The sequence below is a fragment of the Micromonospora arida genome, from assembly GCF_042873195.1.
In the GTDB taxonomy this organism is placed as follows: Bacteria; Actinomycetota; Actinomycetes; order Mycobacteriales; family Micromonosporaceae; genus Micromonospora; species Micromonospora arida.
Genome location: NZ_JBIALC010000001.1, coordinates 951,740 through 969,796 on the forward strand (window position 1 = coordinate 951,740; position 18,057 = coordinate 969,796).

General features: G+C 71.3%; 11 protein-coding genes. 1 reads left to right on the plus strand and 10 read right to left on the minus strand.

Annotated features, from left to right (window positions below):
• The first annotated feature begins 21 nt into the window (after positions 1 to 21).
• Positions 22 to 702: a GntR family transcriptional regulator gene (locus ACFYP0_RS04565; RefSeq protein ID WP_356975165.1), complete on the plus strand. Its 681-nt coding sequence runs from the start codon at positions 22 to 24 to the stop codon at positions 700 to 702.
• 23 nt (positions 703 to 725) lie between these two features.
• Here the strand turns inward: ACFYP0_RS04565 and ACFYP0_RS04570 are convergent, their stop codons facing one another.
• The 10 genes from ACFYP0_RS04570 to ACFYP0_RS04615 all read right to left on the minus strand — a co-directional run bounded on the left by ACFYP0_RS04570 (position 726) and on the right by ACFYP0_RS04615 (position 18,056).
• Positions 726 to 2,516 (minus strand): gamma-glutamyltransferase family protein, encoded by a 1,791-nt coding sequence (locus tag ACFYP0_RS04570; protein WP_386994360.1) that lies wholly within the window; start codon positions 2,514 to 2,516, stop codon positions 726 to 728.
• Positions 2,513 to 3,514: an ABC transporter ATP-binding protein gene (locus ACFYP0_RS04575; RefSeq protein ID WP_124856130.1), complete on the minus strand. Its 1,002-nt coding sequence runs from the start codon at positions 3,512 to 3,514 to the stop codon at positions 2,513 to 2,515. Before ACFYP0_RS04575 ends, ACFYP0_RS04570 begins: the two co-directional genes overlap by 4 nt.
• Positions 3,511 to 4,527 carry an ABC transporter ATP-binding protein gene (locus ACFYP0_RS04580; RefSeq protein WP_124856128.1) on the minus strand — a complete coding sequence of 339 codons (1,017 nt, stop codon included), beginning with the start codon at positions 4,525 to 4,527 and terminating at the stop codon, positions 3,511 to 3,513. Before ACFYP0_RS04580 ends, ACFYP0_RS04575 begins: the two co-directional genes overlap by 4 nt.
• A complete protein-coding gene (locus ACFYP0_RS04585) occupies positions 4,524 to 5,411 on the minus strand; it encodes an ABC transporter permease (RefSeq protein WP_124856126.1) in 888 nt (295 codons plus the stop codon). The genes ACFYP0_RS04580 and ACFYP0_RS04585 overlap by 4 nt, the downstream gene beginning before the upstream one ends.
• Positions 5,408 to 6,364: an ABC transporter permease gene (locus ACFYP0_RS04590; protein ID WP_091399352.1), complete on the minus strand. Its 957-nt coding sequence runs from the start codon at positions 6,362 to 6,364 to the stop codon at positions 5,408 to 5,410. Before ACFYP0_RS04590 ends, ACFYP0_RS04585 begins: the two co-directional genes overlap by 4 nt.
• Positions 6,365 to 6,370: 6 nt before the next feature.
• The gene (locus ACFYP0_RS04595) at positions 6,371 to 8,047 is read right to left on the minus strand and encodes an ABC transporter substrate-binding protein (protein WP_356975157.1); all 1,677 of its coding nucleotides are present in this window, start codon (positions 8,045 to 8,047) and stop codon (positions 6,371 to 6,373) included.
• A gap of 116 nt (positions 8,048 to 8,163) precedes the next feature.
• On the minus strand, positions 8,164 to 9,351 hold the full coding sequence (locus ACFYP0_RS04600; protein ID WP_355500382.1) for an MFS transporter: 1,188 nt from the start codon (positions 9,349 to 9,351) through the stop codon (positions 8,164 to 8,166).
• A 125-nt stretch (positions 9,352 to 9,476) separates the two neighbouring features.
• Complete coding sequence (locus ACFYP0_RS04605; RefSeq protein ID WP_356975154.1) at positions 9,477 to 13,505, minus strand: discoidin domain-containing protein; 4,029 nt, start codon at positions 13,503 to 13,505, stop codon at positions 9,477 to 9,479.
• Positions 13,506 to 14,572: 1,067 nt separating this feature from the next.
• Positions 14,573 to 16,507, minus strand: a complete 1,935-nt coding sequence (locus ACFYP0_RS04610; RefSeq protein WP_356975152.1) for a Na+/H+ antiporter NhaA — start codon at positions 16,505 to 16,507, stop codon at positions 14,573 to 14,575.
• Positions 16,508 to 16,550: 43 nt separating this feature from the next.
• The gene (locus ACFYP0_RS04615) at positions 16,551 to 18,056 is read right to left on the minus strand and encodes a tripartite tricarboxylate transporter permease (protein ID WP_124862651.1); all 1,506 of its coding nucleotides are present in this window, start codon (positions 18,054 to 18,056) and stop codon (positions 16,551 to 16,553) included.
• Position 18,057 lies beyond the last annotated feature (1 nt).

Here is an 18,057-nt window from a genome sequence, read left to right on the forward strand (position 1 = left end):
CGTTCACGGAGAGGCGACCAGGTGGCTGAAGACCTACGGGACAAGCTCGGCGCGCAACACCTGCCGCTACGCGATCAGGTCCTCGCCGCGCTGCGGACCGCCATCATCGACGGCGACTACCTACCCGGGGAACGGCTGACCGAGGACCGGCTCGCCGAGGACTTCGGCGTCTCCCGCAACCCCGTGCGGGAGGCGCTGCGCGTCGCCGAGGCGGAGGGGTTCGTCGTGATCCTCCCCCGCCGCGGGGCGGTCGTCGCCTCACCGAGCAGCGGGACCATCACCGACATGTTCGCCGTACGCGAGCGCCTGGAGACGCTGGCCGCCCGGCTGGCCGCCGAGCGGGCCACAGCGGCCGACGTGGCGTCCCTGCGCGCCCTGCTCGACCAGGGCCGCGAGGCGACGCAGCGGCAGGACCTGGCCCGGGTCGCCGAGCTGAACAGCACGCTGCACCTGCGCATCCTCCAGATCAGCGGAAACCCCTGGCTGTCGTCGATCGCCAAGTCGCTCTACCTCCATGTGCAGTGGATCTTCCGGCTGGGTGCGGCCGAACGCGCTCCACACTCGTGGGCCGAGCACATCCAGCTCGTCGACGCCATCGAGTCAGGCGACGGTGACCGCGCCGAGCGGGCCGCACTCGACCACCTCGACGCGGCATCCGCCGCGGCGTACGAGAACGCCGAAGGCGGCTACGGCGCCCACTGACGGGCGCACGGCCGCAGCGCCCGCTAACGGCCGCACGCGTAGCCCTGCATCCCACGGGGGTTCGCACCGGCCGCCAGCACTCCCGTCGCCGGGTCGCGGGTCACCGCGCACAGCCGACCGAGGCTCCACCCGTCGGTGACCCGCACCTCGTGCCCGTACTCCCGCAGCGCCGCCAGCACGCCCTCGTCGTACCGGTCCTCCACCACCAGGACACCGGGCTCCATGTCGCGGGGATAGAACGACCCCGGCAGGCTGACCGTGTGCCACGCCGGCGCGTCGATGGCCTCCTGAAGGCTCTGCCCACCGACGAGGTGCCGCAGCAGGAACGGCAACTGCCACTGGTCCTGCTGGTCGCCACCGGGGGTGCCGCAGGCCAGCACCGGCTCGCCGTCGCGGTGCACCATCGTCGGGCTCAACGTCGTACGCGGGCGGCGGCCCGGCGCCAGCGACGAGGCGAGCCCTTCCTCCAGCCAGAACATCTGCAACCTGCTGCCCAGCGGAAAGCCCAGCTCCGGAATCGTCGGGGAACTCTGCAACCAGCCACCGCTGGGCGTCGCGGAGATCATGTTGCCCCAGCGGTCGACCACGTCCACGTGACACGTGTCGCCCCGGGTCACCCCGTCCGACTGCACCGTCGGCTCTCCCGTCGTCGGGTCTGTCGGGTCGGCACGCCGGGTGGCACCGGGTCGGACGTGGGCGGGCAGGTGCGGCTGCGCCCCGTCCGGACGCCCCGGCCGCAACTCCGCCGACGCGCGATCGCCGATCAGGGCGGCCCGCTCCCGCGCGTACTGCGGCGAGAGCAGCGCCTTGGCGGGCACGTCGGCCCCGTCGCCGTACCAGGCCTCCCGGTCGGCGAAGGCGAGCTTGAGCGCCTCGACCTGGGCGTGCACACCCGCCGCGGTCGCCGGGTCGTACGCGCCCGGGTCGTCGAGCGCGTCCAGGGTGGCCAGGGACTCCAGCAGCACCGGGCCCTGGCCCCAGAAACCGGTCTTCGCCACCGAGTAGCCGTGCCAGTCGAGGGTGGCGGGCGGCTCCCAGCTCGCCGAGTACGCGGCCAGGTCGTCGCCGGTGACCAGCCCGGCGTGCGGGCGGCCACTGGAGTCCTGGAAGGGGCGCCGGCTGAACGCGTCGATCGCCTCGGCGACGAAACCCGTGCTCCAGGCCCGACGCGCGGCCTCGATCTGGGCCTCCCGGTCGGCGCCGGCCGCCCGTCCCGCCTCGACGAGCCGGCGCAGGGTGTCCGCGTACGCCGGGTTGGTGACCAACTCCCCCGCGGCCGGCGGTCGGCCGCCGCGCAGCCAGAGCGCGGCGGAGGTGGGCCAGTGTTCCTCGAACAACGACCGGACGGCCGCCACGGTGTCCCCGACCCGGCCCACCAGCGGGTGCCCGGCGGCGGCGTAGCCGATCGCCGGCTCCAGCACCTCGGCGAGGGTGAGCGTGCCGTGCTCGCGCAGCAGCAGGAGCCAGGCGTCCACCGCGCCGGGTACGGCCGCCGCGAGCGGCCCGGCACCCGGGATGAGGTCCATCCCGAGGGACCGGAAGTGCGCGATGGTGGCGCCGGCCGGCGCCGGCCCCTGCCCGCACAGCACCTTCGGTCGGGGGTCCCGTGCGGTGGCCACGATGGCCGGCACCTCGCCGCCGGGCCCGTTCAGGTGCGGCTCGACGACGTGCAGGACGAAACCGGCGGTGACCGCGGCGTCGAAGGCGTTGCCCCCACGTTCCAGGATGCCCATCGCCGACTGGCTGGCGAGCCAGTGGGTGGAGGACACCATGCCGAAGGTGCCCTGCAACGTGGGTCGGGTGGTGAACGTCATGACAACACCTCACTGGGATCTGCGGTACGAACGTCGGGACCGGTGCCGTCCGACTGGACCAGGTGGCACGCGGCCATGCCGTCGCCGATCATCGTCTGCTCCGGCACCTCCGTCGCGCACCGGTCGAAGGCGAGCGGGCACCGGGTCCGGAACCGGCAGCCGGACGGCGGGTCGAGCGCGGACGGCAGGTCGTCGCCGAGCAGCACCGGCTGACGGTGGCGCTGACGCACCGGGTCGGCCACCGGCGCGGCGGAGAGCAGCGCCTGCGTGTACGGGTGTGCCGGCCGGGCGAAGATCCGCTCGCGGCTGCCGGTCTCGACGAGTTGACCCAGGTACATGACCGCGATGTCGTCGGCCAGGTACTCGACCGCGGAGAGGTCGTGGGTGATGAAGAGGCAGGCGAACCCGATGTCGCGTTGCAGGTCGGCGAGAAGGTTGAGCACCGACGCCTGCACTGACACGTCGAGCGCGCTGGTGGGTTCGTCCGCGATGAGCAGCATGGGCTCGGAGATCAGGGCCCGCGCGATGCTGACGCGCTGGCGTTGCCCGCCGGACAGCTCGTGGGGATAGCGACGGGCCACCTCTGCGCGCAGACCCACCCGTTCGAGTTGGGGGGCGACACGGGCGTCCCGCTCGCGCCGGGAGATCCGCTTGCCGGCCAGCCGCAGCGGTTCGGCCACGATCTCGCCCACCAGCATGCGCGGGTCCAGTGACGCGGCCGGGTCCTGGAAGACGATCGACACCGCGCCGCGATGGGGACGCAGTCGCCGTCGGGACAGGTGGGTGACGTCCGTGCCCGCGATCCGGACCGTTCCCGCCGTCGGTTCGACGAGCCGCACCACGCATCGGCCCACTGTGGACTTCCCGGAACCGCTCTCCCCCACCAGGGCCGTGACCCGGCCCCGCGGGATGGTCAGGGACACCCCGTCCACGGCACGCACCGGGCCGAAGTGCATCACCAGGTCCGCGATCTCCAGGGCGTTCGGGTGCGGCGTCATCGGTTCGCCTCCTGAGCTGCCGTCGGTGCTGTGACGCAGGGGTGCCAACAGGCCGCGACATGGTCGGCGCCACCGACGTCCTCCAACGGCGGGGCGGCCGCCCGGCACTGCTCATCCGCGGCCGGGCACCGATCCGCGAAGGTGCAGGCGTCGGGTTGGCTGGCCAGGACGGGCACCAGCCCGGGGATCTCGGTCAACCGGTCGGTGCCGGCGTGCCGGCCCGGCTGCGGTGACGCCGACAGGAGCCCGGCCGTGTACCGGTGCCGTGGGTGGGCGAACAGGTCGTCCACCGGGGCCCGTTCCACCACCCGGCCCGCGTACATGACGACGACGCGGTCCGCGATGTCGGCGATCACGCCGAGGTCGTGGGTGATGATGAGGACGCTCGTGCCGAGCCGGTCGCGCAGGTCCCGCAGCACCTGGAGGATGCCGGCCTGGACGGTGACGTCCAGCGCGGTGGTCGGCTCGTCGGCCACCAGCACCTTCGGGCCGCAGGCGACCGCCATTGCGATCATCACGCGCTGGCGCATGCCGCCGGAGAGTTGGTGCGGATAGTTGTCGACCCGCTGGGCGGCGGACGGGATACCGACGAGCGTCAACAGCTCGACGGCGCGGGCCCGCGCCGCCCGTCGGGACATCCGTTCGTGGACCTGGAGCACCTCTCCGATCTGCCGCCCGACGGTGAGCACCGGGTTCAACGACGTCATCGGCTCCTGGAAGATGTACGCGATCTCCCGGCCACGGACCCGACGCAGGTCCGACTCGCGGGCCCCGACCAGCTGGGTGCCGTCCAGGCGCACCGACCCGGTGACCCGGGCGCTGCCCGGGAGCAGCCCGGCGATGCTCATCGCGGTGACGCTCTTTCCACAACCCGACTCGCCCACCATCCCGACGATCTCTCCGGCTGCGAGGTCCAGGCTGACCGCGTCGACCGCCGAGACGGTGCCGGTCTCGGTCGGGAACGACACCGACAGGTCGCGGATCTCCAGTACGGGCGCGGAGGCGGTGGTCATCGCCGGTCTCCCTTCGGGTCGAGGGCGTCGCGCAGGGCGTCACCGAAGACGTTGAACGCCAGCGCCAGACCCATGATCACCACGCCGGGGAGGACGGCGGCCCAGGGTGCGCGGGCGGCGAACTGCTGGGCGGTGGCCAGCATGGTGCCGAGACTGGGCGCCGGGGGCTGGATGCCGAGGCCGAGGAAGGACAGCACCGCCTCGCCGAGGATCGCGGCCGGGATGGCGACAGTGGCCTGCACCAGGATCACCGAGGTCGCGTTCGGCAGGATGTGCCGGGCCAGCACCCACAGGTCGCTCGCGCCGTCCACGACGGCCGCCGCGACGAAGTCCAGCGACTTGAGGCGCAGCGTGTCCGAACGGACGACCCGGATCACCCCGGGGATCTGGGCGATGCCGATGGCCACCGCGGCGTTGCCGAGGCTGGCGCCCCGGATGGCCGCCAAACCCACCGCCATGATCAGAAACGGAAACGCCAGCAGCAGATCGGTGAAGCGCGAGATCACCGCGTCCCAGGCCCGGAAGTACCCGGCGGCAAGCCCGAGCGGCACCCCGATGACCAGCGACGTGGCCACCGCCAGGAGCCCCACCTGCAACGACGCCCGAGCGCCGAGCATGATGCGGGAGAGGACGTCCCGGCCGAGGTCGTCGGTGCCCAGCAGGTGCCCGGCGGTGCCGGGAGGCGCGAACGTACGGGCGAAGTCGGTCTGGTCGACCGAGTAGGGCGCGAGCCAGGGCGAGAGCAGCGCGATGACACCCGCCAGCGCGAGCACGACGAAGCTCGCCACGGCGAGCGGGTTGCGCCGCAGCCGTCGCAGCACCCGGGTACGCCGGGTGATGCTGGCGGTGCCGGTCTCCGCCATCGGTACGGTGAGGACGGTCATGCCGGATCTCCCGTCACCCGGATGCGTGGATCGATGACCGAGTAGAGCAGGTCCACGAAGAAGTTGATCACGATGTAGGCCGCGGCGGTGAGCAGGACGACGGCCTGGATCACCGGGTAGTCCCGTTGGAACACCGCGTCGATGGTCATCTTGCCGAAGCCCGGCAGCCCGAAGATCTGTTCGGTGACGACCGCGCCCGAGATCAGCCCACCGAGCTGGAGACCCACGACGGTCACCACCACGATGAGGCTGTTCCGCAGGGCGTGCCGGGTGATGACGGCGCGCGGTCGCAGGCCCTTTGCCTTCGCCGTGCGCACGTAGTCGGAGGAGAGTGAGTCCAGCATCGCCGACCGGGTCTGCCGCATGATGATGGCGGCCAGGCCGGTGCCGAGGATCACTGCCGGCAGGACGATGTGGTGCAGGTTGTCCACGGGGTCCTCCAGGATCGGCACGAAGCCGGAGGCGGGGAAGAGCCCGGTCGCCACGGACAGGTAGAGGATCGCGAGCAGCCCCAGCCAGAAGTGCGGCACCGACAGGCCGATCAGGGCCAGGCCGTTGGCGAGCCACTCCGCCGGACGTCCACGACGGACCGCCGCGAGCACCCCGGCGCCGACGCCGAGCGCCGCCGCGATGAGGATCGCCAGGACGGACAGCTCGACGGTCACCGGCAGGGCTGTCGTGAGCATCGACGAGACCGGCGTACCGGTGCGGATCGACACCCCGAAGTCGCCCTGCGCCATGCGCTCCACGTACTGGGCGAACTGCACGGGCAGCGGCTGGTCCAGCCCGTAGTGGCGACGGATGGCCTCCAGGGCCTCCGGCGACCGGTCCTCCCCGGCCAGGGCGAGGGCCGGGTCGCCGGGGAGCGCCCGTACGCCGACGAAGACCACGATCGTGGACAACAGCAGGGTCAGCGCCGACTGCCAGGCGCGGGTGAGCAGATATCGGGCCACGCCGGCCTACTTGCCGAAGCCGGCGAAGGCCGCCCGGATCACGCCGTCCGGGTAGACCTGAAGGCCCTGGATCTGCTTGCTGACGGCGGTCAGGTTGCGCTGCCGGTAGAGGTAGATCAAGGCGTCGTCCTGCTGGAGCAACGTGACCGCCTGCCCGTACAGCTTCCTGCGCTCGTCGACGTCGCCGGCCTGTCGGGCCTGGGTCAGCAGGGTGTCGAGCTGCGGGTTGCTGTAGCCGGCGACGTTCTGGCTGGCGCCGGTGCCGACGAAGTTCGTGATGTTGGCGTCCGGGTCGATCCGTCCGCTCCACCCCAGTTGCAGCAGCTCGAAGTTGCCACGGTCCTGCTCGTCGAGGAGCGACGAGTACTCCACCGGGTTGATCTTCAGGTCGAATCCGCCGTCCTTGACCATGGACTGCAACGCCTGCGCCAGACGCAGGGTGTCGGGGGTGTTCGAGGCGAGCATCGTCACCGTGTACGGCGTCTGCACACCGGCCTCGGCCAGCAACTGCTTGGCCTTGGCGGGGTCGTGCGCCGGGCAGGTCTGCGCCTCGGGGGACGAGAACGTGCTCGCGGGCGAGATCGGGGAGCAGGCGGCGGCGTGCAGACCGTTGAAGACCGCGTCGACCAGGGCCTTGCGGTCGATGGCGTGCTCGAAGGCCTGCCGCACCTTGGCGTTCTGGGCGAGGGGGCGGTTGATGGGCTTGGGGGCGGTGCCGACGCCGTCGACGTTGCCGACGTTGATGGTCAGACCCTGGTAGCCGAGGGACTGCGACTGGAGGACGGAAACCGCCGAGTCCTGCCGGAGCGAGGCGACGTCCTGGGTGGAGACCGAGTCGGCGACCTGCGCGTCGCCGGAGCGCAGGTTGGCGGCGCGGATGCTGGCGTCGGTGAGGATCCGCCACGAGATGGCGTCCAGGTGCACCTTGCTCGCGTCGTAGTAGTTCGGGTCCCGTACCACCTCGATGGAGTTCTGCGGCACCCGCTTCGCGAACTTGAAGGGGCCGACGCAGACCGGCGCCGAGGCGAAGTCGTCACCCAGGGTCCGCAGCGCCTGCGCACTCATGATCATGCCGGCCCGGTCGGCGAGGGCCCCGAGCAGCGGGGCGAACGGCTGCTTCAGCCGCAGGACGACGGTCTGCGCGTCCGGGGTGTCGACGCCGTCGATGGGGCCGAGTTCGCTCTTGCGCGCCGACCGGGCGTTGGTGAGGTGGCGTTGCAGGGTGGCCTTCACCGCGGCCGAGTCGAACGCCGTGCCGTCCGCGAAGCGCACGCCGGGCCGCAGCGGAATGGTCACCGTCCGGCCGTCGCCGCTCGTGGTGGGCAGGGCCGTCGCGAGCTGCGGTACGACCTGCGCCTGCTCGTTGACGTCGTAGAGCTTCTGGCACATGGCCTGGAAGACGTAGCGGGAGTAGAGGCTTCTCGACAGCGTCGGGTCCAGCGCGTCGGGCTCGGCGGAGAGGGCGATGACCAGCTTGCCGCCCTGCTTCACGGCGGCGGGGTCGGCGGGCGTACCGAAGGAATCCTGGCCCGCCGACTGGTCGCCGCCGGACGGGTCGCCGCCGTCGTTGTTCGACACCGGTGAGCAGGCGACGACAGTGCAGACGACGGCGGCCGCCGCCACCGCGGCCCGGAGCACCCGGCTGCGGGGCAGGTTCGTGTCGCGGACGGAGAGGTTCGTCATGGAGAGCTCCTCAAGTGGGCGATTCGGGGAGCGTATGTTGTATACGATGACCGCCGCAAGACCTCCGTGAGTGGCTCGTCAGCCACCCCGGGCGCCCTGAACGGGCCGGCCGGCGATCAGCTCGCGGGCCGAGTCCGGCCGCCCCGAACCAGGCTGAGCAGGACGACCAGCGCGAGCACCGCCACCACCGCGCTGAACACCTCGCCGGCCGGGCGCAGACCGATCGTCTGGATCAGCAGACCGACCCCGACCGCGGGCACACCGAGCATGGCGAACAGAATGGCGAAGAAGGTCGACACCGCCTCGGCCCGGTGCTGCGGTTCGGTCTTCATCGTGATCGTCGCGATGCCGTCGCCGACCGCCACCCCGGACGCGACGCCGATGACCGCCGCGCTGGTGAGCAGCGTCGCCAGCAACGCCATCGACATGCTGAACGCGAGCAGGCCCGCCCCCACTACCAGGCCGGCGCAGGCGCTGGCCAGCGCGGCGCGCGAGGACAGCACGCGGGTCAGCAGCTGACCGAACGCCGCACCGGTGAACGCCACGAAGACCACCAGCGCGGCCAGGGTGTGTGAGGTCTCGTGCAGGACCATGCCGAGGAACAGCCCGCTCACCGACGTGAGCACCCCGAGGGCGGCGAAACCCGCGCCGGCGGTGATCGCCGAGCGGATGAAGGCGCCGCGGATGGTCGCCGGCACGTGCAACCGCTGCACCCGCAGGGTCACCGGCGAACGTTCCCGGACCGTCTCCGGCACCCCGCGCAGCGCGATGATCGCGATCACCGCCAGGACCAGCACGATCACCCAGGGCAGCCGGAGCGGTTCGGGTGCCACGTCCGACACGATCCCGGACAGCAGGGTGCCGGTGGCCAGGCCGCCCAGGTTCGCGAAGATCGACACGGTGGCGGCACGCTTCGGGTGCCGAGGGTCGATCAGCTCCGCCAACGCCGCTGTCGCCGTACCGATGATCAGTGCGGCGGACAGCCCGGCGAGGATCCGACCCACGATGATCATCGCCAGGTCCACGGCGGCGAGGAACACGGCGTCGGCGGCGACCGAGAGCAGCAGCGCGATGAGGATGACCGGACGTCGGCCGATCTGGTCGGAGAGCCGACCGAAGACCAGCAGCCCGACCACGACTCCCAGCGCGTACAGCGCGTAGACCACGGTCACGGTCAACGACGAGAAGCCGAACTCCAACTCGTAGAGCGGGTAGAGCGGCGTCGGCACGGTGGTGCCCACGAGCGTGATCCAGAAAGCGAACGCGACCCGTACCGCCCCGGACGTGGAACCGGACCGTGTCACACGTACAGCATGAATCTCGGTCCCGAGCCGAGGTGCGGTAACCGACCTAAACGCCCGCATCAGGTGGCAGCGCACGAGCCACGGTGGGAAGCGGCGCGCACGGCGCCGCTTCCCACCGCGTACTCCTAGGAGTTGTAGGCCTGCGCGGTCACCGTGACCTGGCGGGCGAGGCCCGACCGGGCCGGCCAGGAGATCCGCACCTCGCGGCTCTCCCCCGGCAGGAGCCAGAAGTAGTTGTCGTCGTAGCGGACCGGCAGGACCCGCTCACCGCGCTGGTCGCGTACGGCGAGCCGCACCAAGGCGGCGACCGTACGACCCTGGTTGCGGACCGTCGTGGTGACGGTGTTGCGCCCGTCCACGACGCGTACGGTGCTCGACGACGTCGACAGTCGGGTGCTCGGCACGTCGTTGAGCGCCCGCAACTGCTCAGCCTTGTCGTAGCGCCAGTAGGTGTTTTCCGCGAGCAGCCGGTCCCGGCTGTCCCGCAACTCCAGTCGCACCAGGTGCAGCCCGCCGCCGTCCGGCGCGGCGAGCGGGAAGACCGCCGTGGTGGCCGAGCGGGCCACGTCCACCCGCTGACGCTGGGGCGAACCCAGCGACCGGCCGCTCAGGTCGTAGCGTCGGGCGCTGACCGTGACCCCGCTGAGCGGGGCGGCGGTGTGGTTGACCACCCGGACCTGCCAGGTGCCCGGGTCGGCCTGGACGTGCACCGGCTCGCACCCCTTGCGAGCGCCGTAGTAGGCGCCGTTCACGTCGAGGTCGTAGTCGTAGGTCTGCCAGACCGTGCTGTGCCACGCCGGGTGCGACATCCACAGCAGCAGGCCGGTGGCGTCCTGCCACAGGTTGGCGTTCCACGCCTCGAACATGGCGCGGTGGCTCTCGTAGTTGACGAACTGCGCCCGGGTGGCGAACTCGTCGAGCGAGTCGGACTCACCGAGCCGCGCGTCGATCGCCGCCTGGTACGTGCCGACGCGCTGGTTACCGATGGTCGACCAGTCGTGGTAGTTCCACACCTCACCGATCGGCCACTCCGGCGCGTCACCGACGAGGTTGCGCATGCTCTCGACCACCGACACCACCGGCATGCCGATCTCGGTGTGAAAACCGAACGCGCCAGTGTCGTAGGTGTTCCTGTTGTTGTACGTCGCCGGCTCCACCCAGTGGTAGGGGCCGTGGCCGCTGACGATACCGCCGGCCGAGTTGGGGATGTAGAGGATCTCCGGGTGCTCGGTGGCCGCGGCCTGCTTGAGACCGGCATCCACGATCGGCGGCGGGTCACCCTCGTTCGCGCCACACCACACCACGATGCTCGGGTGGTGGCGGAACCGCCGGATCGTGTCGGCGGCGATGTCGACGTAGCCGGGTGGGTTGGGCAGGAACGCGCCCGCCTGCCAGAAGTCGTTCCACACCAGGATGCCCTGCTCGTCGCAGGCCTGGTACAGCTCCTCGCGGTTGCTGCTGCCGAGCCAGTTGCGGATCATCGTGAAGTTCATGTCGCGGTGCATCTCGACCGTGTCGGCCAGGCGGTCGGGCAGCACCCGACGTAACAGCTCGTCCCAGCCCCAGTTGCCGCCCCGGGCGAACACCGGCACACCGTTCACGCTGATCTTGAGCTGGGTGACGGCGTTGCTGACCGACTTCACGTCGGTCCACCGCTGCCCGTCGTCCGAGACCTGGATGACGAAGTCGCGGGCGTACGCCTGCTCCCAGACAATGGTGACCTGGTCGAAGCTGACCGGAGCGCCGAGGTCGACCTGGATCCACTGGTCGTCCTCGAACTTCGACGACCAGCGGGTCCGGGGGTTGCCGTCGACGGCCCGGTCCGGGCCGTTCGAGTCGCTGTCGGACGACGACGCGGTGGCGGTCCGGCGCAGCGCCAGGTCGACGTCCGGCTCGGCCTGGCGCTGCACCGAGAGCCCCCACATGGACACGCCCCACGAGGTCACCCGCGCGCCGGTCTGGATGCGCAGGTGCTGTGCGGTCTGGCTGGCGAACGTCTCGACCTGGGTGGCGCGGCTGCCCAGCGGGGTGTCGTTGCTGACCGACGTCACGTCGTTCCAGGCGTCCCCGTCGGCGGAGACCTGGACGCGGTAGTCCAGCGCGTACGCCTGCTCCCACACGATGGTGACCCGGTCGAAGTCGACCGCCGCGCCGAGGTCGACCTGGATCCACTGGTCGTCCTCGGCCTGCGAGGCCCAGCGGGTCGCCGCGTCGCCGTCGACGGCCTTGCCGGGACCGTTGCCGTCGTTCTCCGAGGACGACGCGCTGGCGTCGCGGCGCAGGGCGAGATCCGGGCCGGTGCCGTCGGCCACCGACAGCGAGAACATCGAGATGCCCCAACCGGTGGCGCGCTGGCCGGCCTGGATGCGCACGTGCCGGGCGTGCTGCCGGTCGAACGTGACCGTCTGGGTCGCCGCGCCGTCGACGAACTCCAGGGCGGGCTTGCCGGGCGGCGAGATGACGATCGGCTGGTGCCAGTCGTAGGCGAACTCGCGGACACCGAAGCGGAGCGCACGCCGGTCGCTGACCGAGCGCTTCACGGTGGCGGTGAGCGTGAGGTCGTACAGGTGGGGGTCGCCGTAGCCGTTGGGCCACCAGAGCCGGGGGTTGCGCAGCCGCAGCGCGCGGAAGCGCTCCGGTGTGAAGGTGACGGTGGTGCTCCCGCCTGCGGGAACGGTCACGGTGGACTCGACGCGTACCTTGTCGAACTCCGCGCGGACGGTGACCGTGGTGGCGCTGGTCGCCGCGTTACGGACCGGCACCCGGATGGTGACCTCGGCGGTGTCGCTGCCGGGCAGGTCGGGCAGCGTGGTCTGCACGTGCGGGTCGCCGATGACGACGGCGCCGGTGCTGCGTAGGCGGACGTGGTCCCAGAGGCCGGTGACCCGGTCACGGACGGCCGGCATCCAGTCCCACCCCGACACCGCCAGGTAGGTCGGCGCGTCAAGGTAGTGGTGGGCCGACTGGAGGAAGGTACGACCGTCGGGGCCCTTGTCGCCGGGCGTGCCCGGGTGCGGCATCGGGGTGACCCGGACGGCGAGGACGTGCTCGCCACGGTGACCGGCCAACGCGTCGGTGATGTCGAAGGCCGCCCGCGCGAACGGGTGCTTGACGCTGCCGACCTGCACGCCGTTGACCCAGGCGGTCGCCTCGTGGTTGATCCCGTCGAACTCCAGCCAGATCCGTCGGCCGGCCGAGGTGTCCAGGTCGCGCGGCAGCCGCAGCGCGCGCCGGTACCACCACGTGTGCCGGGACAGCGCCTCCGGGATGCGCATGTTGTTGAAGCCGGCCACCGGGTCGGGCAGGTGGCCCTGCTCGACCAGGGTGCCCAGCACGGTGCCGGGCACCGTCGCCGGCAGCCAGGACCGGACGTCGACGCCGGCACGGGAGAGCTCGGCGCCGTCGACAGTGCCGGCGAAGTCGTCCATCGTCAACGACCAGCCCGACTCCAGCGGCACCGTGCCGTCGGCGGCGACCCTCAGCTCGGGTGCCGAGCCGGTGTTGCCGCCCTCCCAACTGGTCCAGCCCTCGGCCTTCGGCCGGCCGGCCAGCGGTACGCCGTAGACCTGGAAGCCGTTGAGGCCCACCGGGTTGCTGTTCGAGCGCTTCGTGGCGGTCATCCGGATCCACCGGGCGGTGACCGGCTCGGGCAGCTTGATGGTCTGCGTGCCGCCCTGGCCCTCGCTGGTCTCGTACACCGACCGCCAGGCACGGCCGTCGGTGGAGACCTCGATCCGGTACGCCGTCGCGGCGCTGGAGAGAATCTCGTCACCGTCGGTGTCGGTGTAGTTGCCGTCGAACGGCCCGTCGGTGAGCGTGGCCTCGAAGACCAGGGAGACGGCCTCGATCCGGCACAGAGCCTGGAGGTCCACCGAAATCCACTGTGGGTCGCCGTTGGCGGCGCGCCATCCACTCCCCCGGACGCCGACCTGCGGCAGGCCGTCCACGGCGAAGGTGGCCGGCGTCGGCGCGTAGTCGGTCGAGGAGACCGCCACCGGGCGGTACCGGGCCAGGTCGGTGGCGGTGGGGGTCGGCGCCGGCACGGCGGCGGACGCGAGGGCGTCCGGGAGGGCTGCGGTCACCCCGACCGACGCCAGCAGCGTCGCGCCGGCGGAGAGGAAGGTACGCCGTGAGACCGGCGATGGCTCGGACATCTTGCCTCCAGAAATGACAACGTTGTCAGGTGGCGGGGGTCTGTGACAACGTTGTCAGATGGTGGCCCGATGTTTCCCGAGAGTCAAGGGTCCGACTCCATCGTGATTCCCCGAACACGCTCCGCAGCTGTTCCACTTCGGACATCGACGCCCGGCGGTCAGCCGCTGTCACTCCGAGGGCGGGCTTCCACGCGGCCTTCACCGGCGCGGACGTCTTCCTGATCACCCTGGTCGTCGCGGTCGTCGTGGCCGTCGCGGGTCGCCGCCGGTCGCCGCGCCGCCCGGCTCGTCGCTCTCCCCACCCCTTGACCGTCGCTCGCGGCGCAGCCGGTGTTCGCGAGGGTTACGCGCGTGCGGTGCCGCTTGGGTTCGACGCGCGCGGTGCCGCTTAGGTTCGACGCGCGCGGTGCCGCTTGGGTTTGGCGCGCGCGGAGTCGCAAGGTTTACGCATGTGCGGAGCTGCGAAGGTGCAGGGCTTCGGGACAGGGGCGTGCGGGCTACCGGACCCGGGCTACGGGGTTGACGGGTTGCCTTTGGAGCTGATGCCGCAAACGAATCAGACCGATCGCCTGCCGCTTCTGCCTCCGGCCCTCAGCCCCCAGCCCTCCCCCTACCAGCCCCAGCCCTCACCCCTCAATCCTCCACCCCTCAGCCCTCCGTCCCTCCGTCCCTCACCCCTCACCCCTCACCCCTCAGCCCTCAGCCCTCAGCCTCCAGCCCCAGCCCCAGCCCTCCAGCCCTCGGGCCGAAGAGCTCCAGCCCGAAGCCTCAGCCCGAGGCGCCGCCTGCTCGATGATGTCGCAAACGATTCAGCTCCAAAGGCGCCGACCAACACCTCCCCACCCCGACGCGGAGGCCGCCGACGAGGGCTGGACGCCGCAGTGCACCGAGCACCTGGCCGCGGATCGGAGGTCACACGGCGGCAGACCCCGTTGACGCAGCGACTGCCGGAAGGTCGACGAGGCGTGCAGCCGTACCCGTGATCGTGGCGGCACCGCCGACGGCCGGGAAGCGACCGCGGCGCTGGTGGACCACCTGGCCCGGTGACGGCCGCACGGACCGCGCGGTCAGCTCGCCGGGCCGGTCTCACGGCGCTCGGGATCCCGAGGGTGGTACTCGGGGCGAAGCTTCGCGCTCGCGAACGCCGACTTCACCGCCGCCGAGAGCGCGGTGATGTCGTACGCGCCGTGGTGTCGCCGGCCGTTGATGAAGAAGGTCGGGGTGCCGGTGACGCCGCTGAGGTCGGCCGAGTCGACGTCCTCGGCGATCCGGTCCACGCCCATCCGCTTCACCATGTGCTCCCGGAACCCGTCCAGGTCCAGGCCGAGCTGTTCGGCGTAACCGAGCACGTCAGTAGGGTTGAGAGCGTCCTGGTGGGCGAGCAGCAGGTCGTGCATCTCCCAGAACGCGCCCTGCTCCCCCGCCGCCTCGGCGGCCTCGGCGGCGAGTTGGGCATGCGGGTGGACGTCGGTGAGCGGCAGGTGCCGCCAGACGTACCGGATGTTGGCGAAGTCCGCCAGCAGCTCTCGGACCACCGGCTCGGCCTGCCCGCAGTAGGGGCACTCGAAGTCGCCGTACTCGACCACCGTCACCGGCGCCTCGAGCGACCCCCGCATGTGGTCGCGATCCGCGTCGACCGGCAGCATCAGGTCGACGATCCCCTCGGTGACGCCCAGCAGCGCGCGGGTCCGCCGCGCCGGCGAGAGCCGTCCGACGGAGCGGAACACGATCCAGGTGACGAGGGACGCGCCGAGCGTCGCCACGAGGATGCCGAACTTCGCCTCGTCCAGGGCCGGGCCGCTCAGGGCATGGGTGGCGATCAGGAGTGCGACGGTGAAGCCGATGCCGGAGATCGTGCCGACCCCCGCGACGGCAACCCAACCGACGGGTGGCCGGAACCGGTTGCCGCTGAGCCGGGTCAGCAGCCACGCGGTGACCACGATCCCGGCCGGCTTGCCGACGACGTACGCGACCACGACCCCCAGCGTGACCGGGGAGGTCACCGCCCTGGCCAGCAGGTCGCCGTCGATCACGATGCCGACGTTGGCCAGCGCGAACAGTGGCACCACCACGTAGCTCGCCAACGGGTGGTAGAGCGTCTGCAACCGTTCGTTGGGCGACAGCGCCGCGGTGAGCCCGGCGTGGGCCATCCGGGCGAGTTGCGGGGTGGGTTGTTCCCGGAAGAGGCGGAACTGGTCGCTGGCCCGCTGCAGGTCACCTCGGTCGGGAGCGTAGGCGTAGGTCAGCAACCCCATCACCAGACCCACGGCGACCGGGTCGACACCGGACATCGAGACGGCGAGCCAGGCCGCCACCCCGAGCAGCGCGAAGACCGGGCCGAACCGAACCCCGCAGCCCCGGACGACCAGTACGACGCCGAAGATCGCCGCCGCGACGATCAGCGCCGTCGGTGAGGGGTGGTGCGGATACGCGATGGCCAGCACCGCGATCGCCACCACATCGTCGACGACGGCGACGGTCAGCAGGAAACCCCGCAGCCGTTCCGAGAAGCGTGGCCCGAAGACGGCCAGCGCGCCGAGCGCGAGCGCCGTGTCGGTGGCCATCACCGCACCCCACCCCGCCGCGGTGGTGTGCCCGGCGTTGATGGCGAGGTAGATCGCGATCGGCACGAGCATGCCGCCGACCCCGGCCAGCAGCGGCAACGCCAGGCGACGCCGCTCCCGCAACTCACCGATGTCGAACTCGCGGCGCAACTCCAGCCCCGCGACCAGGAAGAAGAACGTCATCAGGCCGCTGTTGATCCAGGTACGCACGTCATGCGCCACCTGCCAGTCGCCGAGCCGGACCGACAAGGAGGTGTTCCAGACCGACTCGTACGACGATGCGCTGAGGTTCGCCCAGACGAGAGCCGCCACCGCGGCGATCACCACCACCCGCGCGCCGCCGGTCTCGGTACGCAGGAACGAGCGCAGCGGGGCGTTGAACCGCCTGTCCCAGACGGTCCGGCTGGTCCAGCCCCGGGGCGTGTTGTCGCTCGTCACGGGAACAATCTTCGTCGACCTGACCGTCACGTGGTTCGGATTGCTACTCCTCCTCCGCGAAGACGACAGCGCGGCGCTGGCGGATCGTCGGCAGGACGGCGACGACGAGCGCGACGAGCGCCAGGACCAGCAGCGCGGCGGAGATCGGCCGGGTCACGAAGACCGACGGGTCGCCGCGGGAGATGATGAGCGCCCGACGCAGGTTCTCCTCCAGCAGCGGGCCGAGGACGAAGCCGAGCAGCAGGGGCGCCGGCTCGCACCCGCACTTGATCAGGACGTAGCCCAGGATCCCGAAGAACGCGATGGCGTAGACGTCGTACGCGTTGGAGTTCAGTGAGTAGGTGCCGATCGCCGCGAACAGGATGATCATCGGGAAGAGCACCTGGTACGGGATGCGCAGCATGCGCACCCAGAGGCCGATCAGCGGCAGGTTCAGCAGCAGCAGGAGCACGTTGCCGATCCACATCGACGCGATCAGGCCCCAGAACAGCGCCGGCTCGTCGTTGATGACGTTCGGGCCCGGGGTGATGCCGTGGACGATGAACGCGCCGATCATCAGCGCCATCACCGGGTGGGCGGGCAGGCCCAGGGTGAGCAGCGGGATGAACGACGTCTGCGCGGCGGCGTTGTTCGCCGACTCGGGGCCGGCGACACCCTCGATCGCGCCCCGTCCGAACTCCTGCGGCCGCTTCGAGATGCGCTTCTCGACCGCGTACGAGGTGAACGAGGCGAGCACGTGGCCGCCGCCGGGCAGGACACCGAGCGCGGCGCCGAGACCGGTGCCCCGCAGGATCGGGGCGATGATCCGACGTCGGTCCTCACGGGTGGGCCAGAGGTTGGTCACCTTGCTGACGATCGCCGTACGGGTCTGCTCGTTCTCCAGGTTGCGCAGGATCTCGGCCACCCCGAACAGGCCCACGGCGACCGACACGAAGTCGATGCCGCCGTACAGCTCGCGCTGCTCGAACACGAAGCGGGGCGTTCCGGTGTAGATGTCCTGGCCGACAGTGCCGAGCAGCACGCCGAGCGCGATCATCGCCAGTGCCTTGAGCGCCGTGCCCCGCGCCAGCGCGATGGACACGATCAGGCCGAACAGCACGAGTGAGAAGTAGTCGGCCGGGCCGAACTTCAACGCGACACTGGCCAGGGGCGGGGCCGCGGCGGCCAGCGCCACGGTGGCGACCGTACCCGCGACGAAGGACCCGATCGCCGCGGCCGCCAAGGCGGGGCCGGCCCGGCCCTGGCGGGCCATCTCGTGCCCGTCCAGCGCGGTGACCGCCGCGGACGACTCACCGGGCAGATTGATCAGAATGGCTGTCGTCGAGCCGCCGTACTGTGCGCCGTAGTAGATGCCGGCCAGCATGATCAGCGCGGTGACCGGCTCGAAGCTGAACGTGATCGGCAGCAGCATCGCCACCGTGGCCGTGGGCCCGATGCCGGGCAGCACGCCGACCGCGGTCCCGAGCAACACTCCCACGAAGCAGTAGAGGACGTTCTGGACCAGCAGGGCCGTCGAGAAGCCCAACGCGAGGTTGTCGAGGAGTTCCATG

Bases quoted from the DNA above. Each gene is read 5' to 3' on its own strand.
- ACFYP0_RS04615 (WP_124862651.1), bottom strand. From the start codon at position 18,056: ATGGAACTCCTCGACAACCTCGCGTTGGGCTTCTCGACGGCCCTGCTG.
- ACFYP0_RS04580 (WP_124856128.1), bottom strand. From the start codon at position 4,527: ATGACCACCGCCTCCGCGCCCGTACTGGAGATCCGCGACCTGTCGGTG.
- ACFYP0_RS04605 (WP_356975154.1), bottom strand. From the start codon at position 13,505: ATGTCCGAGCCATCGCCGGTCTCACGGCGTACCTTCCTCTCCGCCGGC.
- ACFYP0_RS04575 (WP_124856130.1), bottom strand. From the start codon at position 3,514: ATGACGCCGCACCCGAACGCCCTGGAGATCGCGGACCTGGTGATGCAC.
- ACFYP0_RS04595 (WP_356975157.1), bottom strand. From the start codon at position 8,047: ATGACGAACCTCTCCGTCCGCGACACGAACCTGCCCCGCAGCCGGGTG.
- ACFYP0_RS04570 (WP_386994360.1), bottom strand. From the start codon at position 2,516: ATGACGTTCACCACCCGACCCACGTTGCAGGGCACCTTCGGCATGGTG.
- ACFYP0_RS04585 (WP_124856126.1), bottom strand. From the start codon at position 5,411: ATGACCGTCCTCACCGTACCGATGGCGGAGACCGGCACCGCCAGCATC.